Here is a 26,492-nt window from a genome sequence, read left to right as displayed (position 1 = left end):
CAGAAATTGAGGAAACCGAGATGGAAGTTATTCTGCTCGATAAAGTAGGCAAACTGGGCAACGTGGGTGACCGCGTTGATGTTAAAGCCGGTTTTGGCCGCAATTTCCTGCTGCCGACTGGTAAAGCAATTCCGGCTACTGCAGCTAACGTTGCTGAGTTCGAAGCTAAGCGCGCTGAACTGGAAGCCGCTGCTGCCGCTAAGCTGGCTGAAGCTGAGAGCCGTGCTACCAAACTGGCCGACCTGGTTGTTACCATCGCAGCTAACGCTGGCGACGAAGGTAAGCTGTTCGGTTCTATCGGCACCCGCGATATCGCTGAAGCGATCACCGCTGGTGGCGTTGAAGTAGCTAAAGCTGAAGTGAAGCTGCCGGAAGGCGCTCTGCGCGAAGTGGGTGAGTACGATGTAGACGTACAGCTGCACTCTGACGTAATTGCTGCAGTTAAAGTCGTTATCGAAGCCGAGTAAGGTTTTGCTGACGAGTGGTTGGTGCCTTGAGCGCCGGCCGCGCTACAATCGGGCGCTGCTCCCTGTCGGGTCAGCGCCTGTTTTGTTTCTGGAATACAGTAAAGTCCAATGATCGACGAATACGCCAATCCTGAAGAAGAGATCCACAGTGAGGAGAGTTCACCGCTACCGCATTCGGTAGAGGCGGAACAGTCAGTGCTGGGTGGTCTGATGCTGGACCCGGGCCGTATCGATGCCGTTGCCGAACAGCTGAGTGAAGAGGACTTTTTCAGTGCCAGCCACCGCAAGATTTTTGCGGTCATGCGCGAGCTGAGTGATGGCGAGCAGCCCCTGGATATCGTCACTCTCGCTGAAGGCCTCACCAGCCGCGATCTGCTCGGTGAAGTAGGTGGCCCTGTCTACCTGGCGGAATTGGCCGAGAATACTCCCTCCGCAGCAAACATCGTCGCCTACGCCAAGATAGTGCGAGAGCGCTCCATGCTGCGCCAGCTGATCGCCGCTGCCGGTGAGATCAGCCGCACCAGTTTTAACCCCGGTGGCCTCGCCTCTGCCGATCTGTTGCAGATGGCCGAGCGCCGGGTAGCGGAAATTGCCGAGGGGCGTGCCAAAGAGGGCGGCTTCGTCGGTGTAGATACCCTGCTGAAGAAGACTGTCGAGCGTATCGACGAGCTATTCAAGACCGAGGGCGATATCACCGGCCTCAGCACCGGTCTCACCGAACTGGACCAGCGCACCTCCGGCTGGCAACCGGGAGAGCTGGTTATTCTCGCGGCGCGTCCTTCCATGGGCAAGACCGCGTTGGCGTTGAATTTCATTGAGAGCGCCATGTTGCTGCAGGAGCGCCCAACGCTGATTTTCAGTATGGAGATGCCCTCGGATAGCCTGGTGATGCGGATGTTGTCCTCCATTGGCCGTATCGACCAAGGGAGAATCAGGAACGGCAAGCTGCAGGAAGAGGATTGGCCCAAGCTCTCCAGCGCTGTGCAGAAGATGAAGGGCAAGGCGCTGTATATTGACGATACCCCGGCGCTCAGTCCCAGTGAGGTACGCGCGCGCACCAAGCGCACCGTGCGCGATCACATCAATAAATTAATGCGTGAGAATCCCAAGCTGAGCCGTGAGGATGCAGAGGCCAAGAGTATGCCCGCCATGATTATGGTGGACTACCTGCAGCTGATGCAGGTGAAGGGCACTACCGAGGGGCGTACCCAGGAGATCTCTGAGATTTCCCGCTCTCTCAAGGCATTGGCAAAGGAATATGAATGCCCCGTGATTGCTCTGTCGCAGCTCAATCGGGGGGTGGAACAGCGCCCCAACAAGCGACCGATGAACTCAGACCTACGGGAATCTGGGGCGATTGAGCAGGACGCAGACGTAATCCTGTTTATCTACCGAGACGAGTACTACAACGAGGACAGCCCGGACAAAGGCATGGCTGAGCTGATTATCGGCAAGCAGCGTAACGGTGAGATTGGTACCTGCCGCGCGGCCTTTGTCGGTAAATATACTCGCTTCGATAACTTGGCGGCGGAATACTACCAGGGCGAGTAATCCCTTCCGCTAAGTTTGGGGCTGCCGAGCATCGGGATCCAAGGGGGTCATATATTGTTATCCGAGCAAAAGATTCGCGCCTTGGTGCTGCAGAAACAGTTTATCCACAGCCCCTGGAATGGGGGACTTTCACGGCTATTGCAACACCTGGGCGCTTTACAGCTTGATGCTATCCAGCGAATTACCAGGGCCCACCATCACCAGCTTTACATTCGCTTGCCCCGTTACCGCGAATCACACCTGGCTGAAGCGGAGCAGCGTCGCGAAATTTTCGAATACTGGTCCCACGCCGCCGCCTATCTGCCAATGGCCCACTACCCCTATGCGCGGGTGCGTATGGATCGTATTCGCGCGGGCCAGCGCCACTGGTTTGAGAAAAACGCCAAGTTATGTCGCTATGTGCTGGATCGAGTGCGTGATGAAGGCGCTTTGCGGGCCAGTGATTTTGTGCGCACCAAAAGCGGGTGGTGGGAGTGGTCCGATGAAAAGAAAGCCCTTGAGCAGCTGTTTCACGAAGGTGAATTGATGGTCAGCCACCGTGAGGGCTTTCAAAAAGTCTTCGATCTTTCGGAGCGGATACTGCCGGCAAATACACTGACCCAAGCCGCTTCGAAGCTGGAATATGGCAGCCATCTGGTGCGCACTTTTCTTGGCTGCCAAGGTATTGGCCGCATCGAGGAAATTGCCTACCTGCGCCGGGAAGATAAACCTCTTATTCAGCTGGCAGCAGATAGCATGTTGGCGACTGGAGAGCTGACCCCCCATGGTAAAGAGCTGGTGCTGACCGAACAGTTGGAGCAGAGCCTGGGGCGACCATCGCGCAAGGTGCGACTTTTATCGCCTTTTGACCCTTTGATATTGCAGCGCAAGCGCTTGCGCCGCCTGTTTGGTTTTGAATACCAGCTGGAGTGCTATGTACCGGCGGCTAAGCGCCGTTACGGCTATTTCTGCCTGCCGATTTTATACGGAGACAGATTTGTGGGGCTCGTTGATCTGAAGGCTGACCGGGACGCGGGGTTGTTGCGGGTAGAGAGTCAGCACTGGAAAGAAAAGCCCGGCGTGTCTCTCGAGGCGAGTTACCACCGGGCTCTGGGGCAGTTTGCCCGCTTTCACGGGCTGGAAAGCGAAACAGCGCTTACAGCTTGACGACTACGTAGACTTCGCGACCATCGCGCTGGGTAGGCATAAAATAGTTACCGCCATAGCGGTAGTACTGAATGCCATTGATGATCTCAGCTGCATAACCTGTAGGTAGAGTTTCCACTACCTGGCCAGGCTGAAAACCGTCGGGGCCTGGATTTGGGGTGGCGGGAACTGTGGCTGGAGCGGGAGCCACTGTTGGGACGGCTACTACTGGCGCTGGAACCGGTACTACAGCGACGGGAGCCGGTGGTGCTACCACCACATAAGTACGGCTGGCAGGAACCCACTGGTAATAGGCATCAGCATATCGGTAGTAGGTCGCCCCCCCCACTTGAACCTGCACGGCTCTACTTGGCAGTGTTACAACTGAAGCACCCAGAGGCGCATTAACGACGACATAACCCCTTGGGCCATGGCGATAGAAGTGTCCACCGTGGTAGTAATAAGGGTGCCCGCCTACGGCAACGCGAACATGGCCCCTGGGTAATATGGGAGCGATAAACCCAACGGAAACACGGGGGCCGCGATAGTAGCCACCACCTCGGTGATGGTGGTGATCGCCCCCGCGCTCATAGCCGCGTGCATCTGCAGAGGGGCTAAATGCAAAAGCCGCCAGCGCAATGAAGGCACTGGCGCCAAGAACTAAATTCAACTTGTTCACAGTCTCTCCAGCGAAGTGATTACTCACATCGACATACTAACCCTTATTCTGACAGTAAAGACAGGATAATTGGTTAAGAATTGTCAAAGCGCCGGAGTGGAGCCTTGGTCAGCGGTTGCGCTGGATGATACCCATCAGTTTGTACATTAGCTGTGCAGCGGCGAAGTCGTAGGCATGAAAGCCCTCGATCGGCGCGAATTCAAGCAGATCGAAGCCAATTATCTCTCTTTGCTGTGCCACAGACTCGAACAAGTTGAGGGTTTGATACCAGCCGAGGCCGCCGGGGACCGGAGTGCCGGTGGATGGGAAGACCGATGGATCCATACCATCTACATCCAGAGTAAAGAAGACTTTTTTGGGGAAATTGTCCGGTAACTGGAATTCCTGTATGTTGTTGGGTACCAGCTGGTGAGCGTCCAGGTACCCCACGTTGTAGTCCTTGCGCGCCTGCATCTCCTCTTCGCAGTAGGCACGAATTCCCAGCTGGAACAGGGGTACACCGGCCTCTACCACCAGGCGCATAACACTGGCATGGCTATGTTTATGGCCCTCATAGCGATCGCGCAAGTCGGCGTGGGCATCAATTTGCACTACGCCAAAGTCAGTTTCTCCGGCATCCAGCAGGCCTTTGATAATGCCCCAGGTCACTGAATGCTCGCCGCCGATGCCTACCGGCATTTTTCCCAGTGCCCGCACCTCCTTGGTGACTGTGGCGATATTATCCATCACCTGCTCTGCAGGACCGGAAACCGATACGGGTGGGCGGGTGTAGATGCCCAGATCACATGGATTGGAGAAGTTATCGAAAGTCTCCAGCTGCCAGGAGGCCTCGAGGATGGAGGCTGGGCCCTTACCGGTACCACCGCCGTAAGAGACGGTTTCTTCATAGGGTATAGGGATGATATGAAAGAGCGCATCTTCCGGTTTCGGCTGCTCAATTTCGGAGCCGAGAAAAATGGGATAATTTTTTTCTGACATTAAATTTCGTTCCTCAGGCGGCTGGGTCGGGTCTCTGTGAGACCCACCGCATCTTAATCTCGATCGGCAGACGCTTAAGAGAGCCGTCCCTTGAAATCGTCGTAGTCAAAGCTTTTGATCATTTTCAGCTCGTCGGTTTCCGAGTTCCACAGGGCTATGGCAGGTAGGGGAATACCATTGAATGTGTTGGTTTTCACCATGGTGTAGTAAGCCATTTCCTCGAACACCAGGCGCTCTCCGACCCGGAGTGGATCGTGAAAACTGTACTCACCGATACTGTCTCCGGCCAGGCAGCTCTGTCCACCCAGGCGATAGGTGTGGGGCAGCTCACCGGGGCGTGCAGCACCGGTAATTTCAGGGCGGTATGGCATTTCCAGGACATCCGGCATATGGCAGGTTGCGGAGGCATCAAGAATGGCCAGATTCTGGCCATTCCAGGCGGTATCCACCACTTCTGCTACCAGAATGCCGGCAAATAGTGAGATGGCCTCACCCGGCTCAAGGTAAACCTGCACATCGTACTTGTTGGAAAAGCTGCGCACGGCTTCAACCAACTCATCCACCTGATAATCGCGGCGGGTGATATGGTGGCCGCCGCCGAAATTAATCCACTCCATCTGTGGAAGCAGATCGCCAAACTTTTCCTCCACCGCGGCGATGGTGCGCTCCAGTGGTTTGAAATCCTGCTCGCATAAGGTGTGGAAGTGCAGACCGCTGATACCTTCTAGGGATTCGTCTTCGAACAGGGAGCGCACTATGCCCAGGCGTGAGCAGGGAGCACAGGGGTCGTAGAGATCGGTGTGGCCCTCCGAGTGCTCAGGGTTGATACGCAAACCGAAGCGCAATTCCGGGCGCTGCTTTTGCATTTCCAGGCACAGCTCCCGATAGCGCTTCCACTGGGAGAAGGAATTGAAGATTACATGGTGGGCAAACTGCAGTATTTCATGCAGCTCTTCATCTTTGTAGCCGGCACTGAATACATGTACTTCTTTGCCCTGGTCACGACCACCGTATTCTTCAAAGCCGAGCCTGGCCTCATACAACCCACTGGCGCAGGTGCCAGATAGGTACTCAGCCACGATCGGCCCTGTGCTGAACATGGAAAAGGCCTTGAGAGCGGCGAGTACCTTGGCTCCGCTGCGCTTCTGTACATCGGCGAGTACTGCCAGATTATCGCGCAAGGCAGTTTCATCGACGACAAAACAGGGGGAGGGTACGCGGTGGGGATCAAAGTGACCGAAATAATCTACGCGGGGAGTGAGGTCCATGGGTGGCGTTATATCCTGATGCGACGGGATGGGCACTGGCGCCCATCCCTAGGAGTATGCGGAAAAGTGCACAATTACTGGAAGGGTTTATCCAACCAGGTTTCCTGCCAGGGTAGGCCGTACTTATTCAAGTCGTCCATAAAGGGGTCTGGGTCCAACTGCTCCATATTCCATACACCCGGCTTCATCCACTTGCCCTCCATCATCATTTTGGCACCGATCATAGCGGGTACGCCTGTGGTGTAGGATATCGCCTGGGACTGCACTTCTTTGTAGCAATCCTGATGGTCGCAGGTGTTGTAGACGTAGTAGATCTTTTCTTTGCCGTCTTTGGTGCCCCGGATAATGTTGCCTATGCAGGTCTTGCCTTTGGTCAGCGGTCCCAGGCTGGCGGGATCAGGCAGCATGGCTTTGAGGAACTGGATAGGCACAATTTCCTGGCCCTGGAATTGCACTGGCTCGATGCTGGTCATGCCGACGTTTTGCAGTACTTCCAGGTGCTTCAGGTAGCTTTCCCCAAAGGTCATCCAGAAGCGCGCGCGCTCGATTTCGGGGAAGTGCTTGGACAGGGACTCAAGCTCTTCGTGATACAGCAGGTAGATGTCTTTGTCACCGATACCTTCTGGGAAGTTGAAGATACGTTTCTCTTCCATTGGTTTGGTGGTAACCCACTGGCCGTTCTCCCAGTAGCGACCGTTGGCGGTAATCTCGCGGATATTGATTTCCGGATTGAAATTAGTAGCGAACGGCAGGCCATGGTCGCCGGCATTACAGTCGAGAATATCCAGGGTTTGGATACGATCGAAATGGTGCTTCTTGGCGTAGGCGGTAAATACACTGGTTACACCGGGATCGAAACCGCTGCCCAGCAGTGCCATCAGGCCGGCCTTCTCGAACTTCTCCTGATAGGCCCACTGCCATTTGTATTCAAACTTGGCCTCTTCCGGCGGCTCGTAGTTGGCGGTGTCCAGGTAGTGCACGCCGGTTTCCAGGCAGGCATCCATGATGTGCAGATCCTGGTAAGGCAGGGCCACATTGATCACCATGTCCGGCTTCACTTTCTCGATCAATTTGACCAGCTCAGGTACGTTGTCTGCATCTACTTCGGCAGTATCGATTTTGCGCGGCAGCATGGCTGCAATCTTGTCACACTTGCTCTTGGTGCGACTGGCCAGGGTGATATTCTCAAATACATCCGCAACCTGGGCGCATTTGTGCGCAACAACCTGGCCGACGCCGCCGGCGCCGATGATCAGTACGTTGGCCATAAAGGTCTCCTCAATCTGCAGCTTTTCTTGCCGCTATCTTCTCAAAGGCGCAGGGCCTTATTTTTCAAAATAGGTGTAACCGCTCATGCTAGCGGTATAGGTCTGTAGGATCTGCTTGCGCTGCGCGGCGGTAATCAACCCCTGTTTTACCGCACGCTCCGCCAGGCGACGGAAGCGCTCGAACAGCACTTTGGGCTGGTATTCTACGTAACTCAGTACGTCTGAAATACTATCGCCGTGAATCTCGTGGCTGAAGTCGATACTGCCATCGTCCTGGATTCGCACGCTCACTACGTTAGTATCGCCAAACAGGTTGTGCAGGTCGCCAAGGGTTTCCTGATAGGCGCCGATCAGGAAGGTTCCGAGGATATAGTCCTCACCTTCTTTTAGCTCGTGCAGTGGCAGAGTTTTCTGTTCTTTTTCGCGGCCAATAAAACGGTCGATCTTGCCGTCGCAGTCACAAGTGATATCGGCAATGATGGCTGAACGTGTCGGTGCTTCGTTCAAGCGGTGGACCGGCAGAAGAGGGAACACCTGGTCGATGGCCCAGATATCCGGCACCGATTGAAATACGCTCATATTCGCGTAGTAAATATCCGACAGAACTTCTGGTAGGGCCTGTAGATCCGCTGGGATTTCCTCAGCCTCATCGAGCAGTTTGCGAATTTCCTGGGCGCCCTGCAGGAACAGGTTTTCCGCATTGGCGCGTTCGCGCAGGCTCACCTGGCCATGCAGGTAAAGGGAGCGCAATTCATCGCGGTAATAGAGGGCATCGTTGTAGCTTTCCTGCAGGTTTTTTGGAGTGATATTGCGCACCGCATCCTGCAGGTTGAGTAGCATCTGGTGATCGCCGTCACTGATCTTGGTATGTTCGAGCTCCACCGGTTCAAAACGGGTGGTATCGAGGATATCGAACAGCAACACTGAGGAGTATGCCACAGTGGCGCGACCGGACTCGGTAATAATCACCGGGTGTGCCACGCCCTCACTGTCGAGGGTGCCCATAATGGCTTCCACAACATCCACACAGTACTCATCCAGGGAATAGTTCTTGGAGTGTGTGTAGTTGGTTTTCGTGCCGTCGTAGTCCACTGCCAGGCCGCCGCCCAGGTCCAGGTAACCCATGGGGGCTCCTTCCTCCACAAGGTCGGCATAGTAGCGGCAGGCTTCCAGCACACCGGTGCGAATATCTCGGATATTCGGTACCTGTGAGCCCAGGTGGTAATGCAGTAGCTTGAGACAATCCAGCATATCGTGATTGCGCAATTGGTCGACCATGGCAATCAGGTCGTTACTGCCCAACCCGAAGATACTGCGGTCGCCGCTGGTGGCATTCCAATAGCCCCCCACTTTGGAGGCGAGTTTCACCCGCGCGCCGATATTGGGTCGTACCTGCTCGCGTTCCGCACAACGAATAATGGTCTCTACTTCGGAGGGGGTTTCCACTACAAAGAAAACCTGTATACCCAGGCGCTGTGCCTGCAGGCCGAGGTTAATAAATTCCTCGTCCTTGTAGCCGTTGCAGACAATCAGGGATTCGGTGTTATCCAGAATAGATAGCGCCGCAATTAGCTCCGCCTTGCTGCCGGCCTCCAGACCGTGGTTAAAGTGACTGCCAGCAGTGGCGATCTCCTCGATCACCTGACATTGCTGGTTCACTTTGATGGGGAAGACTCCACGGAATACGTTGCTGTAGCCACAGTTGTCGATAGCGCGAGCAAAGGATTCGTTGATGCGGGCGATCTGAGCATCGAGCAGGTTTTCGATACGCAATAACAGCGGCATGCCCAGGCCGCGTTCGGTGGCGCCGCGGGCAATCTCCATCAGGGAAACACTGTAGGACTCTCCGTTTTGGCCCTCTACCTGAACTGAAATTTCACCGTTTTCATTTAGATCGAAATAGCCGGCGCCCCAGTTGCGGATGCCGTAGAGTTCGGCCGAATCTTCGCAAGTCCAATCTTTTACTTGTTGCTGTTTCATGGCGCCTTTCTGTTGACCTTTGGCGGGCGCGAATCTTGGGCCCAGCAGGGCTGGAAAGCAATAACTATAGATAAAAAAACGCTAATTTTTGATACGGCAAAACCAAATGATTGCTCAGTCAATTTGAGAGGTATTTGCGTGCTGTGACAATGCTGGATTTTTGATCGGATTTGAGGGGTATGGAAGTAGGGGGAATAAAAAAGCGGCCCGAGGGCCGCAGGAGTGGGGGGGTGGTATTGGGCTATAGCAGGCCGGGTCGTGGCACTACACGGTAACCGCGTCGTACATCGTCCCACAGATAGTAGGTATCGTAAGCGACGTAGTAGTTGTAGCCGCCGACAATCACGGTGAGTGCTGAGGCTGGCAAACTGTGTACTATGGCTCCATGGGGCGCATGGGTTACCACATAGCCGTGGGATGCCGGGCGGTAAAAAATACCCTCGCTGTAATAGAAGCCGGCTGCACCGATGCTAATACTGACGAAGTTGCGAGGCAGGTGGCGCCAGCGATAGCCATAACCATAGTGCGTCGGACGGTGGTGGGGGCGATGACCGCGATAACCGTGGCGGTAAAGGGGCCTATGAGCCGCGCGATGCCCATGCCGATGGCCTTTTCTGTGGCCTTTCTTGTAGCCTTTGTTGTAGCCATCATTGTAAGCATGGCGAATTTCGCGGCGATGTTTGCGTTCTTCCCTGCGCTGTTGTCTGCGCTGCTCTTTCTTGCGCTCCTGCCTGCGACGCTTTTTTTCCTGCTGGCGATCGTAGTGCTTATCGTGATGCTTTTTATGGCTGCGCTCAAAATGACGCTGCTCACGTTGAGCTCTCCCTTGCCCATGATGGTCGTGGTCTATTGCACGCTGGTATCCCTGGTTGACTTCGGACAGCGCTGGGGTTGCTATCAGCAGCAAGCCCGCAGTAGCGATGGCGGTAGCAAGGTGTCTCATGGCAGCACTCCCGAGCACGAGTGGCTCTGTTATGTCGTTTGAGGTCTTTTGTGTATCTTGGCGGGCAGTTTGCCTTGGCGGGTCTGAACACTTCCTGAACTGTAGGCAGACCTAGTCAAAAGAAAGGCAGCTGATGGGGGTGACTGATAATCCAATTGTCAATGTTTTCTCCAATCTGGGGAGTTGAGCGGTACACTCGTCGGAAACCTATAGATAGTGGCGATTTTTGCTCTGTTGAGACACCCGGTCGCAGCGAGTATTATGCCGCGCTGATTCACAGTGAGCGGTAGAGAGATGCAAGTCTTCCACCACGTAGCGAGCCTGCGCGAGACGCTGGCCAAAGCCCGCAGGGACGGCAAGACCGTTGGGTTCGTGCCTACGATGGGCAACCTTCACGATGCCCATATAGAACTGGTCAGGATTGCCCAGCAACATTGCGATCTGGTAGTGGTGTCTATCTTCGTTAACCGCCTGCAATTTGGCCTGAACGAGGATTGGGACAAGTATCCGCGTACCATGGAGCGGGATATGGCCAGGTTGCGCGAAGCCGGGTGTGATTTCCTGTTTCATCCTGATGAGAACGAAATCTACCCCAATGGCATGGATCAGCAGACCCGTGTGGTTTGCCCGGCTATGACCGATGTACTTTGTGGTGCCAGCCGTCCCGGCCACTTCGAAGGGGTGACGACGGTAGTGGCCAAGCTTTTCAATATTGTACAGCCGGATAAGGCCGTATTTGGCATCAAGGATTTCCAACAATTGGCGGTGATTCGCCGTATGGTGGAAGACCTGTGCATGCCAGTGGAAATTGTTGCGGCCCCGGTGCACCGGGAGGTGGATGGCCTGGCGATGAGTTCCCGCAATGGTTATATCACGGTGGATGAGAGGCCCAAGGTTTCTGTGTTGAACCAGTCGCTGAACTGGACAAAAGACGAGATCATTGCGGGGCGTCGGGACTTTGCCGCCCTTGAAGAAGAGGCGCGCAAGCGTATAGAAGATAGCGGTTTTCGCGTAGATTATTTCTCCATCTGCTATAGCAAGGATTTACAGCCGGCGGCAGATGACGACAAACAAATTACGATTCTGGGAGCGATGTATACCAGCGCTGCACGCCTGATCGACAACGTTTCCCTGGAACTTTAAAGGGGCATCCAACTATGCAAATCGAAATGTTGAAGTGCAAACTGCATATGGCCGCGGTGACCCAGGCTGAACTCTGGTATGACGGCTCCTGCGCAATTGATGGAGAGCTGGTGGAGCTGGCCGGTCTGCGCGAATTCGAGAAAATCGATATTTATAATGTGAGTAATGGTGAGCGTTTTCATACCTATGTAATCCTGGCCGAGCGCGGCTCAGGAATCATCTCTATGAATGGGGCTGCAGCTCGCCGTGTCCAGGTGGGCGATCGTATTATTATCGCTTCCTATGCGCAGATGACCGAGGAACAGGCTGATAGCCATAAGCCCAAGCTGGTCTACCTGGATGAGAAAAACAAGGTTGAGCGCAGCACTAATACTATTCCGGTTCAGTTAGCGGAAGCCTGATTCTTCTCGCTACAGGGCGTTGTGCCCTGTAGCATCTCTGCCGCTTATTGACCAGACATTAATAACACTTCCTGTTTAAACCTCTTTTCCAGGTAGGACTCATCCAGGGTGTAATGCCAGAGGTTTTTCTTTTGTCCTTTAGCTAGAGCGATTTCGCCAATTCTGCCGGGGTTGTATTTAATTGGTTGACCGAGTTGGTAATCAGCGATGGGGTCCTGATAGGCCTCTTCCAAAGAAATTATTTCCCACCCCTCCAGCCTTAGTCGCTGAGCCAGATCACCAATAAACAGTGCTGTGATATCCATTTCATGCAGCAATATTACGTGTTTGGGTGAACGTCCGAGATTTTTAATTGCCATATCATCGTAGTAATTAATACTTGCCATAAGGACGTCGACATAAAAGTTGGAGAGTCTCTCCAAATCAACCGGATTCCCATCTTTCACTGCCGTTTGGAAAAGCTCTTCGATATACCAGTCGTAATTATTTAAGGTGATATAGGCATTGAGATAATTATGTTCCTGCAACAGGTTTCGCATGCCATCCCGTTTTTCGACAGTCTCCCCTTCGCGCAGGTAGGGGAAGCGAAAATAAGGCTTAAAATTGTCAAATTGCTGGAGTAACTGGTGTGCCTGTAGAAACTCCTTCTGGTAGGTGGGTAGCTCTGTATTTAGAAAGTTTGGATGGCTGTGAGTGTGATTGCCAATAATATGTCCGGCTCTGTCGTATAGGCGCATTCGCTCCAAGCCTTCCTTGTCCAGGAACCGGGTATTGGAAAAAAAGGTCACTTTGCCAATCTGATGCTCTTTCAGGCTATCAATTAACATTTTGGCTCGGGTTGGTCCATCAAAGTAGCCATCGGCTTTACGAGGGGCATCATCGAATGTAATTGCCAGTTGCTTGGCGTTAGCCACAGGGGTTGTTAACAGGCAGATTATCAACAATAAGATTGAACGCTGCATGATTTCTGTCTCTAATGAGTTTATGTATGGGCAGTTCGCTAGGACCGGTTTGACCTGTCTTGCTAATCAGGCTTTCTGTCTCAATCTGCTTGCCAGGCAACTTATCCTCACCGTGTAATCTAAAGTACACTGACCATTGAACTGGATTCCCTATTGTGTCTTCTTTGGTCGCAGGTGTATATGACCCAAATACTAGTTAGTTCCTGCCTCCTGGGGTGTGCCGTGCGTTACAACGGTACTGATGTTGAGGTCTACAACAGTGATTTTGATTGGCTTGTGGAAACCCAGGAGATAGTTCCTCTGTGTCCGGAAGTTGCGGCCGGACTGCCTATTCCGAGAGCGCCGGCGGAGATCAGCGGTGGTAATGGAGCAGACATTTTAGCGGGTGCAGCCAGAGTTATAGGAAGCGAAAAAAAAGATTTAACCGACCAGTTTTTGTTGGGGGCTAAACTGGCCCTCAAATTATGTCGTCGACATAATATTCGTTATGCAGTGCTTACTGAAAATAGCCCGTCTTGCGGCAGCGGTTATATTTACGATGGCAGTTTTTCAGGAAAGAAAATAGTCGGTGTTGGTGTCGTATCTGCGCTTCTTGAAAAATCGGGAATACAGGTATTTAGCCAGCATACTGTGGGTATTCTCAGAGAACTTATCGGTTCTTCTTGACCAAATTGAGTTTTGAGCATAAATAAATTTAGACCAATGATAACTACGCATCAAAAAGTGAGTTCTGAAGTTGTCAATTTTAAAGAAAAGCTGAGTCTTTTCTCGGAACACTGGTCCCCTAAGGTAATTGCCCAGATGAATGATTACCAGTTAAAACTGGTGAAAATCCAAGGGGAGTTTACCTGGCATGATCATCCCGATACCGATGAAGTATTTATTGTAATTTCGGGCAATATGGAGATTGAATTTCGTGATAGAGTCATTTCTCTGGGGCCCGGTGAGATGACAGTAGTGCCTAAAGGTGTGGAGCATAAACCTAAGGCTGAACAGGAATGTGAAGTCCTGCTGATTGAGCCCAAAGGGGTTGTTAATACCGGTGATGCCTGTGGAGAGTTAACTGCTGAAAATGATATCTGGATTTAATCGGTATCTGCATTTTCTGCAATAAACAGGCGATTTATTAACCGATTTTATTCCATTATCCTCTTTTTTGTTGTGGCTTTATCTTACAGGGCCTGCATAGAATTATCGCCTACCAATACACTGGGCTGTGAGATGTGGAGATTATTTCGCAGTGGCTATGTTATAAAGTGGCAAGAATAAAGCTCTAATAATTTCAGGTTTCTCTAAGCTGGCCTTGCTGCGCTAATAATAAAGGAGAGGATGATGTCTGAAGTGCATACCCGCCCGGTTCCCCCCAGTTTTGCTGCCAACGCGCTTATTAGCGCTGAAGACTACGAAAGAATGTACCGCCAATCGGTGGAGAGCCCAGAGGCATTTTGGGCGCAACAGGCCAAGGACTTTTTGCAGTGGGACAAGCCGTTTACGCAAGTTCTTGAGGAGGATCTGCACAAAGGCCACGCCGCCTGGTTCTCTGATGGTCAGTTAAACGTAACCGTGAACTGTATTGACCGACATCTGGCCAACCGTGGCGAGCAGACAGCGATTCTTTGGGAAGGGGATGATCCCGCGGACAGCAAGGCAATCAGCTATCAAAGCCTATACGAAAATGTGTGTCGGCTGGCCAACCTACTGAAGTCCCGAGGGGTTAAAAAAGGGGATCGGGTTTGTATCTATATGCCGATGATCCCCGAGGCAGCCTACGCTATGCTCGCCTGTGCCCGTATCGGTGCGGTGCACTCGGTCGTGTTTGGTGGCTTCTCCCCGGTATCCCTGAAAGATCGCATCCTCGATTCCGATTGTCACCTGGTGATTACTGCTGATGAAGCGGTCCGCGGCGGCAAGCGAGTGCCCCTGAAAGCCAATGTGGATAAAGCATTGGCAGACTGCCCCAATGTGCATACGGCGATAGTGGTTAAACATACGGGCACAGCGGTGGACTGGGACAGTAAGCGGGATATCTGGTATGCCGAGTCCGTGGTCGAAATGGAAAGTGACTGTCCGCCAGAAGTTATCGGCGCAGAGGACCCTCTCTTTATTTTGTATACCTCCGGATCTACTGGAAAGCCCAAGGGAGTTTTACACAACACTGCTGGCTATCTATTGATGGCCACTATGACTTTCAAATATGTATTCGATTACAAAGAGGGCGAGGTTTTTTGGTGTACTGCTGATGTTGGTTGGATCACAGGACACAGCTATATCGTCTATGGACCCCTGTGCGCTGGCGCTACGAGTTTAATGTTTGAGGGAGTACCCACTTACCCCGATGCATCCCGGTTCTGGCAGGTTGTAGATAAACACAAAGTAAATAGCTTTTACACGGCGCCGACAGCAATTCGCGCGCTGATGGGAGCCGGTGATAAATTTGTAACAGGTACGGATCGAAGCTCATTACGTCTGCTGGGTACCGTTGGTGAGCCGATTAATCCGGAGGCCTGGGAGTGGTACTACAAGGTAGTTGGCGATGAGCGCTGCCCAATTGTGGACACCTGGTGGCAGACTGAAACTGGTGCCCATATGATCACCCCTCTGCCTGGAGCTCTGGCACTTAAACCCGGCTCCGCTAGCAAGCCATTCTTTGGTGTCCAGCCGGCGCTTTTAGATGGGAACGGCAGGGAAATTCATGGTGTAGGTGAGGGTTCTTTGGTGATCAAGAGAAGCTGGCCCTCAATAATTCGTGGAGTTTACGGAGATCGCCAGCGCATGATCGATACCTATTTCTCCATGTATCCCGGTTATTACTTCACCGGCGATGGGGCGCGCAGGGATGAGGATGGCTACTACTGGATTACAGGCCGCATAGATGATGTATTGAATGTGTCCGGCCACCGCCTGGGCACTGCGGAAATTGAGAGTGCCCTGGTATTGCACAATGATACGGCGGAAGCGGCAGTCGTTGGCTATCCCCACGATATTAAGGGGCAGGGCATTTATGCTTTTGTTACTTTGAAGTCAGGGTGCCTTCCCTCTGATGCGCTGCATCAGGAGCTGATAGATCTCTGTTCCAAAGAAATAGGTCCTATTGCCAAGCCCGATTTCATCCAGTGGGCACCTGGATTACCAAAAACCCGCTCGGGCAAAATTATGCGTCGTATTTTGCGTAAGATTGCTTGTAATGAGCTGGATAACTTGGGAGATACCTCCACACTCGCGGACCCTTCAGTAGTTGACGAGCTGGTAGAGCATCGCGAAAATCGCTAATAGAGACTTACCACATCAATGCTTTGATTAGTCGCCATAGCGCGCTGAGGCATAATGCAAAAGCCGGGTTTAGCCCGGCTTTTTTACTGGCAGTAAAAACAGCCATTTTATAGCTGACAAGGCTTGAACATAACGACAAGCTTTTAGCAGATTGGGGTAAGCCCAGTTGCTCAATGCAGTAAAGGAGAATCCGTTTGGAGCAGGGACAGTATCTTTGCGAGCACTACCGTTTTGCCGCAGATCAGCGACTCAAGGTATTTAATTTCTTTGTGGTATTAACCATGTTTGTCGAGGGGGGCATCTTCACCGCGGTAGAGAAAAACTTTCATCCGCTTATCCTGGCTCTGCTGGGCGGATTTGTGGTAATCCTGGTAACTGTATTCTGGCTAATGGATATCCGAAGCCGTCAACTACTTAAACTTGCTGTGCCGGCTCTTAAAACGTTGGAGCAGAATTTTCCAGAGGAAGCCAGGATCTTTTCCAATGACGCAATACGCAGGGGGGATCTCGCTCGATATACGTTTGCATTTCGTGTGCTACTAGTTGGCCAGCTTATCTTTGGTTTTGGGGTGGCGGCCTATGGATTACATCATTGGTATGTCACCCCTTAGATGATGACGTGAATACTAAATTTTTCTGGCCAGTTTTCCTGGCCAAATTAGATATGTCATTTGAGATTTGTATACGCAATGGCATTCTCTACTGAGTTTTTTGTTCGCTTAAAGACAGTCTCATAGGCTGTAAAAGCCGACATGATTTTCCCCAAAAAGGGCACACTTCAATCCGCTGGACTATCTTGCAGGTTGTCGATATTGCCACTGCTTTACTTTGGAAGCTTATGCATGTTGGACCATATCAAAATTCCAGTTCAGGACCTTGCGCGTAGCAGTGACTTTTACCGCCAGTCCCTCACTCCTCTGGGATATGAGCTGGTGATGGAGTTTGATAATTCTGCCGGTTTTGGCTGGGCGGATAAACCTGAGTTCTGGATCTATAGTAGCGGACCTGCCAGCGGACAATTACATATCGCATTTCGCGCGGAAGAGCGCGAGGTGGTGCGTGATTTCTACCGGGCCGCGCTCCAGGCCGGAGGCACCGATAATGGTGTGCCCGACGTCTATGAGCAGTATCACCCAGACTACTATGCGGCCTACGTTTTAGATCCCGATGGCAATAACCTGGAAGTGGTCTGCCATCTTCCAGGCGACCTGCAGGGCTAGCTGAAGAGCTTAACTTAACTGATAACTGCTGGAGAGCTTTATGGATGATAATGCTCGCGCCAAGTATCTGTCTATTGCGCTGGTTGTTGTTGGCTTGATTTTTATTCTGGCTATTTTTCCAATGATGATGTGGATATGGCCTGCGGGATGGGGCTGGACTCCTCGACAACCGGAATATGAGCAGATGATAATGGGTGTATATGCCACCCTGGGAGTATTTCTAATTCGCGCGGCCAAAAACCCGGCGGCTAATGCCAGCTTAATTTGGTTTACTATTTGGTCGAGTCTGGTGCATGCAACCATTATGTTAATTCAGGCCCTTGTTGATGTTACAGAGCGAGAAAACCTGATGGGAGATATACCTGCGCTTTATTTGGTTGCTGTAATCCTTTGGTATCTGATGCCCAAGCATGTGAAAAAATAACAGGATAATTGAGGGCATTATCTCTGGGGTAATTCAACTTTCTCTCTCAATTAATCCCCGCTATAAGAACGATAATAAGGTCCAATTTCCAGCTTATTGTTCGCCCCTATAAGCTTTTCCCCTGTGATAGAAACAACTACAGGGGCAAACCCAGCGATGAAATACCTTCCCTTATTTGCATTAACTATTGGCCTCATAGGAGGCGCCAATGCTGAGACACTTACCCGCGATAATGGTGCGCCGGTGGGTGATAACCAGAACTCCCAGACTGCAGGAGAGAATGGCGGTAACCTATTACAGGATGTGCACTTAATTCAGAAATTGCAACGCTTCGCGCGAGAACGTATCCCTGAGAGAGTGGTGCATGCGCGAGGAACCGGAGTTCACGGTGAATTTGTGCCTATAGCGGATATCAGCCACTTAACGCGCGCTGCGGTCTTTGAGCCCGGTAGCAAAACTCCCGTGTTTGTGCGCTTTTCTACTGTAATTCACTCTAAGGGTTCACCGGAAACCCTGCGCGATCCGCGTGGATTTGCCACCAAATTTTATACAGAAGAAGGTAACTGGGATTTGGTAGGGAATAACCTGCCGGTATTTTTTATCCGTGATGCGATTAAATTCCCGGATATGGTTCATTCGCTGAAGCCCTCCCCGGTGACTAATCAGCAGGACCCCAATCGCTTCTTTGATTTTTTTAGCCACGTGCCGGAATCCACCCATATGTTGAGTTGGGTCTATTCCGATTACGGTACACCAGCCAATTTGCGTCAGATGGATGGCTGGGGCGTTCACGCCTATAAGCTTGTTAATGACAAGGGTGATGTGAATTATGTGAAATTTCATTGGAAAACCCGTCAGGGTATTAAAAACCTGACTGCGGAAGAGGCAGCGGAAATTCAGAGCAAGGACTTCAGTCATGCTACCCGCGATATGTATGCGGCGATTGAAAAGGGCGAATATCCCCAGTGGGACTTGTATATTAAAGTGCTGAAGCCCTCGCAGCTGAACAGTTTTAATTACAATCCGTTAGATGCCACCAAAATGTGGTTGGACGTGAAAGAAACCAAAGTCGGCACTATGACGCTCAACCGTGTGCCCACTAATTTCTTCCAGGAAACCGAACAATCCGCGTTTGCGCCAGCCAATATTGTTCCCGGTATTGAGCCATCTGAAGACCGCTTGTTACAGGGGCGTGTGTTTTCCTACTCTGATACTCAAATGTATCGCCTGGGCGCCAACCACCAGCAGTTGCCGATCAACCGCCCCCGCGTGGTGGTAACCAACTGGAATCAGGATGGAGCAGGCAATTACGGTCAACAGGCTTCTACTGTGAATTACCAGCCGAGCCGCATCGATGTGCGCAATGAGGACCCGAAAGGCCTTTACAGCAGTAAACCTCTAAGTGGTCGCACCCAGCAAAAGGCGATTGAGAAGAAGCTGCCTTTTGCTCAGGCGGGTGCCTTCTATCGCAGTCTGAGCCCGGAAGAACGCCAGAATCTGATCGAAAACCTGGCTGGCGATCTGGGTAAAGTGCGCGATGACAATACCAAGCACATTATGCTGAGCTACTTCTACCAAGCCGACAATGATTACGGACAACGCCTGACCAAAGCTGTTGGTGGAGATTTGGTTCGAGTCAGGAAACTGGTTCAGTAAATTTAACTGGAGAGCGGGTGGCTTTGTCACCCGCAATATTTGAGAGATGCAACTATGAGATCAATATTATCCACGCTGCTCTTACTTGCCCTGGGTGTTCAGGCCGAAGAGCCAGGAAATGCCGGCTCTGGTTTTGCCGAACTCTCCCGGTATTATTTTGCTGCGGCCAGGGTCGGTGATACTGAAGTATTGCGTGAATTTTCCGAAGCGGGTTTTCCTCTGGATGTTCGCAATTCCAAAGGCTATACGGCCCTTATGATTGCTACTTATAACGGCAATGCGCAGGCGGTGAACTACCTATTGCGAAAGAGCGCTGACGCCTGTGTACAGGATCGGCGTGGGAATACTGCTCTGATGGCGGCGGTTTTCCGCGGTGAATTTGCCCTTGCCCGCACTTTACTTAAGCAGGATTGTGATCCACAGCAAGCCAATAAAGCTGGGCACTCTGCAGAGGATTTTGCCAAGGTGTTTGGCCGCGACCGCGTAGTTCAGCTATTGCAGCAACAGCGGGAAAATGGCGGTTAAAATTGCATAGAGCACGGCTGGTACGTCAGAGTGCCGAACGGCAACACTGCACTTATTTTTCTACTGAGGCCACAGCCAGGCATAACAATCTAATTCAGTGTTTGTCCCCGCCCCTGCCACCGCGTTAGCATAGCCAGCTGCAATCCAGTTGGTACCCGCTATGGCCCAGAATCACCATCCCTACGAAGCCCTCACGCCGGACGTGGTGATTGACTGCGTTGAGAGTAGTGGGCTTGTCTCTGATGCGCGTATTTTCCCTTTAAACAGCTATGAAAATCGCGTTTACCAGGTGGGTATTGAGGGTACGGAACCACTGATCGCCAAGTTTTATCGCCCGGATCGCTGGAGCGATCAGCAGATATTGGAGGAGCACCAGTTCACCCTGGAATTGGCAGAAGAGGAAATTCCCGTAGTGGCGCCCCTGCAATTTGACGGACGCACCTTGCTGGAATCCCAAGGTTTCCGCTTTGCGTTGTTTCCCCGTCGCGGTGGGCGCCAGTTGGAAATGGATAATTTTGATCACCTGGAGCAGGTGGGGACCATGCTTGGACGCATCCATGCTGTAGGTAGTGCTAAGCCGTTTAGCCATCGCCCGTCCCTGACCCTTCAGCACTTTGCCATCGACAGCCGAGAATTTATTCTCGGTGGTGATTTCCTGCCCTTGGAGAACCGGGAGGCCTATGCCTCCGTTACGGGTCATATCATTGAGCAGGTGGCCCCACTTTTTGAGCGTGACTGGGATCTGTTGCGCCTGCACGGTGACTGCCACAGCGGCAACTTCCTGTGGCGCGATGACACCCCCTGGTTTGTTGACTTGGATGATTGCCTGATGGGGCCGGCTATCCAGGATATTTGGATGTTGATCTCCGGCAACCGCGCTGAGCAAACTGCATACCTGGACACGGTTCTCGAAGGTTATGAAACCTTCTATCGTTTTGATCCCCAGCAGTTACAGCTGGTGGAACCGTTGCGTTGCCTTCGCCAGATGCATCACGCTGCCTGGCTGGCACGTCGCTGGCAGGACCCGGCATTTCCCCAGGCTTTCCCCTGGTTCAATACGGCCCGCTATTGGGCTGAACATATACTGGCATTACGCGAGCAGCAGTCAGCGCTGCTGGAACCTCCACTGACACTGGGAGCGGTCTAACATGGAAAAACCCGCAATGAATGTCACCTGCGCAGAGGCAAAGACGGACCTGTTATGGGAAAGAATTCGTACTGAAGTAGCGCAGCAAGTAGAGCAGGAGCCCATTCTCGCCAGCTTTCTGCATGCCACTATTCTCAATCACAGCTCTCTGGAGGCGGCGCTTAGCTTTCACCTGGCCAATAAACTGGATAACGCTGTAGCACCAGCATTGTTGATCCGCGAAGTGATCGATGAGGCCCTGGAGGCGGACCCAAGTATTGGTCACGCTGCCCGCGCAGACCTGAATGCTATTTACTTGCGTGACTCTGCCTGTAACTCCCTTTTTGAGCCCTTTTTATATTTCAAGGGCTTCCACGCGCTGCAGGTATACCGGGTGGCACATTGGTTGTGGAAACAGCAGCGCCGCTCACTGGCATTATTTCTACAACATCGGGTATCTGTAGTGTTCAGTGTGGATATTCACCCCGCAGCTAAGGTGGGAGAGGGGATATTATTGGATCACGCGACCGGTATTGTTATCGGTGAAACCGCAGTGGTGGAGAATAATGTCTCCATTATGCAGTCGGTGACCCTGGGTGGTACTGGTAAAGAGAGTGGCGATCGCCATCCGAAAATCCGCTGTGGCGTCCTGATTGGCGCTGGTAGCAAAGTACTTGGCAATATTGAAGTGGGTGAATGTGCCCAGGTGGCCTCCGGCAGTGTGGTACTAAAACCGGTCCCGGAAAAGACACTGGTGGCTGGGGTACCTGCCAAGGTTCAGGGGCCGGCAACTTGTGCCCAGCCGGCTATGTCCATGGATCAATGCGCCCTTTCACAAGTGGAAAAGTAGCGATTGTTACTCCGTTTGTATTGAAACAACGGGGTAACTTCTTCCCAAGGGAAACGGATAAATGGAACTATCCTTGTACCCATGAAATACAGTCTCAGCGCCAAAAACCTCGTCTGTCGAAACCTCGAGAACCACGCCAGCTATTGTGCGGGCTTACTCAATCCAAATCACACCAAGGAAATCACCGGAATAGTGCGCAGCGATAGTGGTCTACTGTCGGGTCGTCTTAACCAGGTGGTCTCAAATTCGGTAATGCCACCGCGTATACTGCAACGGTTTGCGCTGGATTATTTTGCTGAGCGTCACAGTCCTTTTACCCTTTGGCACAGTGCCTCCAAGCCTCAGGATGACAGCGCCTTGGCAGAAATGGGTTTGCAGCGCAGGCAGTCGCAAGTGGCTATGGCGGCAGAGATCCAGCGCCTCAGCCCGGATGCTGCGGCAGGGGCAGATGAAAATGAAAAATTGGTGATATCCCCCGTAAAAAAAGAGGATCTCGCCAGCTATGCAGAAGTACAGGCGGCTGGGTGTGGCAGCGTCCAGGAAGGGGCGCAGCTGAAAAAGTTTTATCGGGCGTTGGTAGATATACCTGAACAGAAACGTGCGCGGCTCAAGTTTGTTCTCGCGCGCTTGGAGGGTACCCCAGTGGCGGCGGGTTGCCTGTTTGCCTCCGCCGATGCATTGGGTCTTTATGACCTCGTTACGTTAGAGGCATACCGGAGCCGTGGAATCGGCCGTGCACTCTTTCGTCACTTGCTTCAGCAGGCCCAGGCCAGCCACCATCGCAGCCTGGTGGCACTTGCGCCGGCGAATAAACAGCAATTGCCTCTGGATTGTGGTTTTTTTGCTGTGGGCGAAGTAGCCCGCTATGTTTACTCTCCCTAACTTACTGTACACGTTAGTGAGTAGGTATCAGTAGAATTTAGGCGCGCTCTATGGGGAAGGCGATGACATCCTCGATAGAGTCATAGCCTCCTGCCAGCATCAACAGGCGGTCCACCCCTAAAGCCACACCTGCACATTCGGGCATGCCCTCTTGCATGGCAGAAACCAGGCGTTCTTCAAAGGGGTTTGCAATGCGGTTATGGGCCCTTCGGTAGGCCAAGTCTGCCTCGAAACGACGTAGCTGTTCGGTGCTGTCGGTCAACTCCCAGTAGCCGTTTGCCAATTCCAGCCCTCCGACATAGGCCTCAAAGCGACGCGCGACCGGAATGCCCTGTTCGTCTGGAATCACTTTGGCGAGTGCGGCCTGGTCAGCGGGGAAGTCGAAGAGCAGGGTAATACCCTCGCCCATGGCGGGCTCCAGGCGATGACTCATCAGTAGATCGAGGCATTCGGCACGCTCGACAGGGGTAAAGGACAACTCCACTTCCCGTTCGACACAGGCGATCAACTCTCTGTCGCTGGCGCTGTGGGGGTCCAGTTGTAGTTCACGCTGAAAAAGCGCGCGATAACTGAGGGATTGCACCTGGGAAATACCCAGTACCTTGCGGAGTAAGTCTGCTACCTCATCCATCAGGCGGTGGTCATCCCAACCGCAGCGGTACCACTCCAGCATGGTAAATTCCGGATTGTGGCGGCTACCTGCCTCGCCCTGACGAAAGGCTTTGCCCAAGTAGTAGCAGTCGCCAATGCCTGCGGCCAGCAGCCGTTTTAAGCCGAACTCCGGGCTGGTGGCGAGGTAGGCGGGAGAGCCAATACACAGGGCACTGATAGATTCGATGTGTGGATCGCTGGTAGCGCGGCGTGATAGCACCGGTACGTCCGCCTCCAAAATCTGGCGTTGGGTAAAAAAGTGGCGGATCTTTGCTAGAAGCGAGGCGCGTTGGCGCAGGGCTTTAATGGTGGCGCTGGGGCGCCATAGGTCAGTAGTCATTGAAGTGGCTCAGGCAGCGGGCGGCCGGGTGGCCGCCCACAGGGAAGGAAAAATCAGTCTTCTTTGGCGCGGCCCAGATATTCGCCGGTGCGCGTGTCCACTTTGATGGTTTCGCCAATCTCCAGGAACAGGGGCACCTTAACTACGGCGCCGGTAGCCAGGGTAGCGGGCTTGGTGCCACCCTGGGCGGTATCACCGCGCAGGCCAGGGTCGGTGTCAGTGATTTCAAGGATCACATGATTGGGGGGGGTTACTGCCAGCGGTACACCGTTGTAAAGGGTCACAGTGCAAATATCCTGTTCCTTGAGCCACTTAGCTGCATCCCCCACGGCATCTGTACTGGCCTGGTGCTGTTCGAAAGTTTCTGGCTCCATGAAATGGTAGAACTCTCCATCGTTGTAGAGGTATTCCATTTCGCGATCCATTACATCCGCGCTTTCCAGGCTCTCGCCGGAGCGGAAGGTACGTTCCCAAACTCGTCCGGTCTTCAGGTTGCGCAGTTTTACGCGGTTAAATGCCTGGCCCTTGCCAGGTTTTACGAACTCGTTTTCCACGATAGAGCAGGGGTCGCCGTCCAGCATTACCTTGAGGCCGCCCTTAAATTCGTTGGTGGAGTAACTAGCCATAGCAAATAGAGCCCTTATAAGTCGTTTATCTATATGATTTTTAACGAGTTTTTCTTCCCGTTCAGGCCGGGTAGCTCTGTTGGCTGCCGCCAAATCTGATAGCTGCGAGCGACTCGTTCGGCTCCGGCGCAAAGAATTCACCGGCAGCCCTGAAAAGATGGGGCGAGATTATACAGGAGGGGGGCGCCTTGAACGAAGCGCTACGGCTGGGCCTAGTGGTAGATTTGAAGCAGTCCGCGAACCGCAAGGCTTGCGGACTGAAGAGGGTGACAGGAGTGTGTATCAGCTCAGGGGGTTATCGCTGGTGTTATCAATGTCCCGCAGCAGGCGCCTGGCGTAATAGGCAAAGGTTGCCTGGCTGCGCTTTTCCTGCAGTATCCAATCGTGAGCCTCGCGGCCCAACTCCGGCGCTATGTCCTGAATGGTACCTGCAGATTCCGCCAGCATCTGCAGCTGGGCGGCACGCTCGCATTGCAGGGCCATGGAGCAGGCTTCCTCCACCGAGCGACATGCGATGATCAGACCATGGTGGGCAAGGAGAATGGCACGTTTGTCCCCTATTGCCTCAGCAATAATTTCGCCTTCGTTGTTTCCTACCGGTACGCCGGGCCACTCTTTGAGGAAAGCGATATCCTCATACAACATGCAGGCGTCCATATGGGAAATTTTCAGTGGACGCTCCAGCATGGACAGTGCGGAAATATGAATTGGGTGGGAATGCACAATACACTTTACATCCGGCCTTGCTCGGTAAATCCAAGTATGAAAACGGTTAGCGGGGTTAGCCATCCCTTCACCGGACAGGACATCAAGGTCTTCGTTGACTTCGAGCAGGTTGGATGCGGTAATTTCATCAAAGCCTAAGCCAAGGCGCTGGGTATAGTAATTGCCCGGGGTTTCTGCGCGGGCTGTAATTTGCCCTGCCAAACCGGAATCGTGCCCATGAGTAAATAAAATGCGGCAGGTAAGTGCAAGCTTCTCCCGCAGGGACCATTGGGGCATGTCCAAGTGTAGTTTCATGGATTTGCTAGCGCGCTCAATAAGCTCGCGTTTTTGCATGGATAGTGTTTCAGCCATGTTGTACTCCAATGCTGATAGCATAGGATTTCGAGGGGCACTGTCTTGCAGAATGCCTCTAGAAAAATCCCATTTTGAATTTATCGCAACAGGTGTGGGGTTAGTGCTATTGCCTTCACATCCTTGTGCAGTGCCCAGCTACTTTTTAGTTGCTGGGCACACACGGCTTAGGCAGGGATTGCCTGGACTTGCTCTGGGGTCATGGCGTGGTAGGCAGTTTCGATCGAGTCAAAAAACTGCTGGCGGGCTTGTACCAGGCGGCGGCCTGCATCCAGCATAACGTCGAGTTGCGAGGCATCCTGACTGCCGATCTCGATCATAATGTCACGAATGGTTTCTGCATGACCATCATCACATTCAATGTGCAGCAAGAAGAAGGTGAGATGTTTGTCAGCGATACCACAGGAGCGGAAGCCGGCAACAATATCGCTGTACAGATCCGGTACCAAGGCTTCGGCTCCCAGACACAGTGCGCCCAGACCGGAGCTTGCACGCAGGTCGCGACAGTGCTGGAACATAGTGTCTATCAAATATTGAGTGCCCGGCAGCATTTCCGCATTTTCCAGGCTCAAGCCAAAATGCTCGAGGGTTTCACGGTAAATTTCTGCATGTGGCTTGGGGCTGTCCGGCTCCAGGCCAAGCTCCTCCATCAGGTTTTCTGCCAGTTCGTGAACCTCTTTATTACTGGGGAGATTTGCCATCATCGCACACAGGTAACGCACGAAGTAACTACTGTAAATTCCCTGTTGTACCAGGAAAATTTTCAGCTCTTCTATGGTTACAGAGCCATCGCGGCAGCGCTTGAGGAAAGGATGAGCGCGGGTCTGCTCAATCAGTAAATCTTTATTTGCCTCAAGTAATTCGAGCTGCATTTCCATCGAATTTTTCCTTTTTGTAATTCCATTTTTCTGCAGGGCTAGGTTATTACCCCGATTTAATTTTTATTGAAATTCGAGTGCACTGAATTCAAGAAAGACAAGGTTATTATTGCTTTGTCTTTGGTTAAATTAACACCGTATTAACCCTGTTGGGAATGGGGGAATTATGAAGAATTTCCTAAAGAAATTTGTACGAAAAGTA

27 protein-coding genes are annotated in these 26,492 nt (G+C 52.5%); 16 read left to right on the top strand and 11 right to left on the bottom strand.

Features of this window, described 5'->3' with window-relative positions:
* The first annotated feature begins 20 nt into the window (after positions 1-20).
* The 3 genes from rplI (at position 21) to ABWV76_RS20515 (ending at position 3,164) form a co-directional block, all read left to right on the top strand.
* Positions 21-467, top strand: a complete 447-nt coding sequence (gene rplI / locus ABWV76_RS20525) for a 50S ribosomal protein L9 (protein ID WP_020411624.1) — start codon at positions 21-23, stop codon at positions 465-467.
* A 108-nt stretch (positions 468-575) separates the two neighbouring features.
* A complete protein-coding gene (gene dnaB, locus ABWV76_RS20520; RefSeq protein ID WP_020411623.1) occupies positions 576-2,018 on the top strand; it encodes a replicative DNA helicase in 1,443 nt (480 codons plus the stop codon).
* 54 nt (positions 2,019-2,072) lie between these two features.
* Positions 2,073-3,164: a winged helix-turn-helix domain-containing protein gene (locus ABWV76_RS20515; protein ID WP_353377110.1), complete on the top strand. Its 1,092-nt coding sequence runs from the start codon at positions 2,073-2,075 to the stop codon at positions 3,162-3,164.
* Here the strand turns inward: ABWV76_RS20515 and ABWV76_RS20510 are convergent.
* The 6 genes from ABWV76_RS20510 to ABWV76_RS20485 all read right to left on the bottom strand — a co-directional run bounded on the left by ABWV76_RS20510 (position 3,154) and on the right by ABWV76_RS20485 (position 10,259).
* Positions 3,154-3,822, bottom strand: a complete 669-nt coding sequence (locus ABWV76_RS20510; RefSeq protein WP_353377109.1) for a DUF6515 family protein — start codon at positions 3,820-3,822, stop codon at positions 3,154-3,156. The genes ABWV76_RS20515 and ABWV76_RS20510 overlap by 11 nt on opposite strands.
* A gap of 108 nt (positions 3,823-3,930) precedes the next feature.
* Positions 3,931-4,800 (bottom strand): agmatinase, encoded by an 870-nt coding sequence (speB, locus tag ABWV76_RS20505; RefSeq protein ID WP_020411620.1) that lies wholly within the window; start codon positions 4,798-4,800, stop codon positions 3,931-3,933.
* A gap of 74 nt (positions 4,801-4,874) precedes the next feature.
* Entirely contained in the window at positions 4,875-6,068 is a 1,194-nt protein-coding gene (nspC, locus tag ABWV76_RS20500) for a carboxynorspermidine decarboxylase (protein WP_353377118.1), read from the bottom strand.
* A gap of 74 nt (positions 6,069-6,142) precedes the next feature.
* Positions 6,143-7,336, bottom strand: coding sequence for a saccharopine dehydrogenase family protein (locus ABWV76_RS20495; RefSeq protein ID WP_020411618.1), 1,194 nt, complete (start codon positions 7,334-7,336; stop codon positions 6,143-6,145).
* Positions 7,337-7,393: 57 nt separating this feature from the next.
* Positions 7,394-9,316, bottom strand: coding sequence for a biosynthetic arginine decarboxylase (gene speA / locus ABWV76_RS20490; RefSeq protein ID WP_353377108.1), 1,923 nt, complete (start codon positions 9,314-9,316; stop codon positions 7,394-7,396).
* A 241-nt stretch (positions 9,317-9,557) separates the two neighbouring features.
* Complete coding sequence (locus ABWV76_RS20485) at positions 9,558-10,259, bottom strand: DUF6515 family protein (protein WP_020411616.1); 702 nt, start codon at positions 10,257-10,259, stop codon at positions 9,558-9,560.
* A gap of 294 nt (positions 10,260-10,553) precedes the next feature.
* Between ABWV76_RS20485 and panC the strand changes: the two genes are divergently transcribed.
* Positions 10,554-11,402 (top strand): pantoate--beta-alanine ligase, encoded by an 849-nt coding sequence (gene panC / locus ABWV76_RS20480; RefSeq protein WP_353377107.1) that lies wholly within the window; start codon positions 10,554-10,556, stop codon positions 11,400-11,402.
* Between the two features lie 14 nt (positions 11,403-11,416).
* Positions 11,417-11,803 carry an aspartate 1-decarboxylase gene (gene panD, locus ABWV76_RS20475; protein WP_020411614.1) on the top strand — a complete coding sequence of 129 codons (387 nt, stop codon included), beginning with the start codon at positions 11,417-11,419 and terminating at the stop codon, positions 11,801-11,803.
* Positions 11,804-11,847: 44 nt separating this feature from the next.
* On the opposite strand, the gene ABWV76_RS20470 is transcribed toward panD, so the two are convergent.
* Positions 11,848-12,765 (bottom strand): polysaccharide deacetylase family protein, encoded by a 918-nt coding sequence (locus ABWV76_RS20470; RefSeq protein WP_353377106.1) that lies wholly within the window; start codon positions 12,763-12,765, stop codon positions 11,848-11,850.
* 180 nt (positions 12,766-12,945) lie between these two features.
* Here ABWV76_RS20470 and ABWV76_RS20465 point away from each other — a divergent pair, with 180 nt between their 5' ends.
* The 11 genes from ABWV76_RS20465 to ABWV76_RS20415 all read left to right on the top strand — a co-directional run bounded on the left by ABWV76_RS20465 (position 12,946) and on the right by ABWV76_RS20415 (position 22,718).
* A complete protein-coding gene (locus tag ABWV76_RS20465) occupies positions 12,946-13,431 on the top strand; it encodes a 2-thiouracil desulfurase family protein (protein ID WP_353377105.1) in 486 nt (161 codons plus the stop codon).
* A 57-nt stretch (positions 13,432-13,488) separates the two neighbouring features.
* A complete protein-coding gene (locus ABWV76_RS20460) occupies positions 13,489-13,854 on the top strand; it encodes a cupin domain-containing protein (protein ID WP_282951838.1) in 366 nt (121 codons plus the stop codon).
* 243 nt (positions 13,855-14,097) lie between these two features.
* Positions 14,098-16,035 carry an acetate--CoA ligase gene (acs, locus tag ABWV76_RS20455; protein WP_020411610.1) on the top strand — a complete coding sequence of 646 codons (1,938 nt, stop codon included), beginning with the start codon at positions 14,098-14,100 and terminating at the stop codon, positions 16,033-16,035.
* A 194-nt stretch (positions 16,036-16,229) separates the two neighbouring features.
* Entirely contained in the window at positions 16,230-16,646 is a 417-nt protein-coding gene (locus ABWV76_RS20450; protein WP_020411609.1) for a RipA family octameric membrane protein, read from the top strand.
* Positions 16,647-16,877: 231 nt separating this feature from the next.
* The gene (locus tag ABWV76_RS20445; RefSeq protein ID WP_020411608.1) at positions 16,878-17,255 is read left to right on the top strand and encodes a VOC family protein; all 378 of its coding nucleotides are present in this window, start codon (positions 16,878-16,880) and stop codon (positions 17,253-17,255) included.
* Positions 17,256-17,295: 40 nt separating this feature from the next.
* On the top strand, positions 17,296-17,679 hold the full coding sequence (locus ABWV76_RS20440) for a DUF6632 domain-containing protein (protein ID WP_020411607.1): 384 nt from the start codon (positions 17,296-17,298) through the stop codon (positions 17,677-17,679).
* A 156-nt stretch (positions 17,680-17,835) separates the two neighbouring features.
* On the top strand, positions 17,836-19,335 hold the full coding sequence (locus ABWV76_RS20435) for a catalase (protein WP_020411606.1): 1,500 nt from the start codon (positions 17,836-17,838) through the stop codon (positions 19,333-19,335).
* Positions 19,336-19,389: 54 nt separating this feature from the next.
* Positions 19,390-19,860, top strand: coding sequence for an ankyrin repeat domain-containing protein (locus ABWV76_RS20430; RefSeq protein ID WP_353377104.1), 471 nt, complete (start codon positions 19,390-19,392; stop codon positions 19,858-19,860).
* A 160-nt stretch (positions 19,861-20,020) separates the two neighbouring features.
* On the top strand, positions 20,021-21,007 hold the full coding sequence (locus ABWV76_RS20425; RefSeq protein ID WP_020411604.1) for a serine/threonine protein kinase: 987 nt from the start codon (positions 20,021-20,023) through the stop codon (positions 21,005-21,007).
* 1 nt (position 21,008) lies between these two features.
* Positions 21,009-21,836 carry a serine O-acetyltransferase gene (gene cysE, locus ABWV76_RS20420; RefSeq protein ID WP_245556646.1) on the top strand — a complete coding sequence of 276 codons (828 nt, stop codon included), beginning with the start codon at positions 21,009-21,011 and terminating at the stop codon, positions 21,834-21,836.
* Between the two features lie 81 nt (positions 21,837-21,917).
* Positions 21,918-22,718, top strand: coding sequence for a GNAT family N-acetyltransferase (locus tag ABWV76_RS20415; RefSeq protein ID WP_020411602.1), 801 nt, complete (start codon positions 21,918-21,920; stop codon positions 22,716-22,718).
* A gap of 37 nt (positions 22,719-22,755) precedes the next feature.
* Here ABWV76_RS20415 and epmA read toward each other — a convergent pair whose 3' ends face one another.
* From epmA to ABWV76_RS20395, 4 genes are all read right to left on the bottom strand, one after another.
* The gene (gene epmA, locus ABWV76_RS20410) at positions 22,756-23,709 is read right to left on the bottom strand and encodes an EF-P lysine aminoacylase EpmA (protein ID WP_020411601.1); all 954 of its coding nucleotides are present in this window, start codon (positions 23,707-23,709) and stop codon (positions 22,756-22,758) included.
* A gap of 53 nt (positions 23,710-23,762) precedes the next feature.
* A complete protein-coding gene (gene efp / locus ABWV76_RS20405) occupies positions 23,763-24,335 on the bottom strand; it encodes an elongation factor P (protein ID WP_020411600.1) in 573 nt (190 codons plus the stop codon).
* 282 nt (positions 24,336-24,617) lie between these two features.
* Positions 24,618-25,412 carry an aldolase gene (locus ABWV76_RS20400; RefSeq protein ID WP_020411599.1) on the bottom strand — a complete coding sequence of 265 codons (795 nt, stop codon included), beginning with the start codon at positions 25,410-25,412 and terminating at the stop codon, positions 24,618-24,620.
* Between the two features lie 167 nt (positions 25,413-25,579).
* Complete coding sequence (locus ABWV76_RS20395; protein ID WP_020411598.1) at positions 25,580-26,290, bottom strand: iron-containing redox enzyme family protein; 711 nt, start codon at positions 26,288-26,290, stop codon at positions 25,580-25,582.
* Positions 26,291-26,492: the final 202 nt, after the last annotated feature.

The sequence above is a fragment of the Microbulbifer sp. NBRC 101763 genome (assembly GCF_040371615.1).
Taxonomy (GTDB): domain Bacteria; phylum Pseudomonadota; class Gammaproteobacteria; order Pseudomonadales; family Cellvibrionaceae; genus Microbulbifer; species Microbulbifer variabilis.
The sequence above is the reverse complement of the archived record's forward strand: the minus strand, read 5'-3'. Positions and strand labels throughout refer to the sequence as shown.

Coding starts and splice junctions, on each gene's coding strand:
- ABWV76_RS20415 (WP_020411602.1), top strand. CDS start 21,918: ATGAAATACAGTCTCAGCGCCAAAAACCTCGTCTGTCGAAACCTCGAG.
- panD (WP_020411614.1), top strand. CDS start 11,417: ATGCAAATCGAAATGTTGAAGTGCAAACTGCATATGGCCGCGGTGACC.
- ABWV76_RS20400 (WP_020411599.1), bottom strand. CDS start 25,412: ATGGCTGAAACACTATCCATGCAAAAACGCGAGCTTATTGAGCGCGCT.
- ABWV76_RS20435 (WP_020411606.1), top strand. CDS start 17,836: ATGAAATACCTTCCCTTATTTGCATTAACTATTGGCCTCATAGGAGGC.
- ABWV76_RS20445 (WP_020411608.1), top strand. CDS start 16,878: ATGTTGGACCATATCAAAATTCCAGTTCAGGACCTTGCGCGTAGCAGT.
- ABWV76_RS20440 (WP_020411607.1), top strand. CDS start 17,296: ATGGATGATAATGCTCGCGCCAAGTATCTGTCTATTGCGCTGGTTGTT.
- ABWV76_RS20465 (WP_353377105.1), top strand. CDS start 12,946: ATGACCCAAATACTAGTTAGTTCCTGCCTCCTGGGGTGTGCCGTGCGT.
- ABWV76_RS20395 (WP_020411598.1), bottom strand. CDS start 26,290: ATGGAAATGCAGCTCGAATTACTTGAGGCAAATAAAGATTTACTGATT.
- ABWV76_RS20485 (WP_020411616.1), bottom strand. CDS start 10,259: ATGAGACACCTTGCTACCGCCATCGCTACTGCGGGCTTGCTGCTGATA.
- epmA (WP_020411601.1), bottom strand. CDS start 23,709: ATGACTACTGACCTATGGCGCCCCAGCGCCACCATTAAAGCCCTGCGC.
- dnaB (WP_020411623.1), top strand. CDS start 576: ATGATCGACGAATACGCCAATCCTGAAGAAGAGATCCACAGTGAGGAG.
- ABWV76_RS20470 (WP_353377106.1), bottom strand. CDS start 12,765: ATGCAGCGTTCAATCTTATTGTTGATAATCTGCCTGTTAACAACCCCT.
- efp (WP_020411600.1), bottom strand. CDS start 24,335: ATGGCTAGTTACTCCACCAACGAATTTAAGGGCGGCCTCAAGGTAATG.
- ABWV76_RS20425 (WP_020411604.1), top strand. CDS start 20,021: ATGGCCCAGAATCACCATCCCTACGAAGCCCTCACGCCGGACGTGGTG.
- panC (WP_353377107.1), top strand. CDS start 10,554: ATGCAAGTCTTCCACCACGTAGCGAGCCTGCGCGAGACGCTGGCCAAA.
- speB (WP_020411620.1), bottom strand. CDS start 4,800: ATGTCAGAAAAAAATTATCCCATTTTTCTCGGCTCCGAAATTGAGCAG.
- ABWV76_RS20495 (WP_020411618.1), bottom strand. CDS start 7,336: ATGGCCAACGTACTGATCATCGGCGCCGGCGGCGTCGGCCAGGTTGTT.
- speA (WP_353377108.1), bottom strand. CDS start 9,316: ATGAAACAGCAACAAGTAAAAGATTGGACTTGCGAAGATTCGGCCGAA.
- cysE (WP_245556646.1), top strand. CDS start 21,009: ATGGAAAAACCCGCAATGAATGTCACCTGCGCAGAGGCAAAGACGGAC.
- acs (WP_020411610.1), top strand. CDS start 14,098: ATGTCTGAAGTGCATACCCGCCCGGTTCCCCCCAGTTTTGCTGCCAAC.
- rplI (WP_020411624.1), top strand. CDS start 21: ATGGAAGTTATTCTGCTCGATAAAGTAGGCAAACTGGGCAACGTGGGT.
- nspC (WP_353377118.1), bottom strand. CDS start 6,068: ATGGACCTCACTCCCCGCGTAGATTATTTCGGTCACTTTGATCCCCAC.
- ABWV76_RS20430 (WP_353377104.1), top strand. CDS start 19,390: ATGAGATCAATATTATCCACGCTGCTCTTACTTGCCCTGGGTGTTCAG.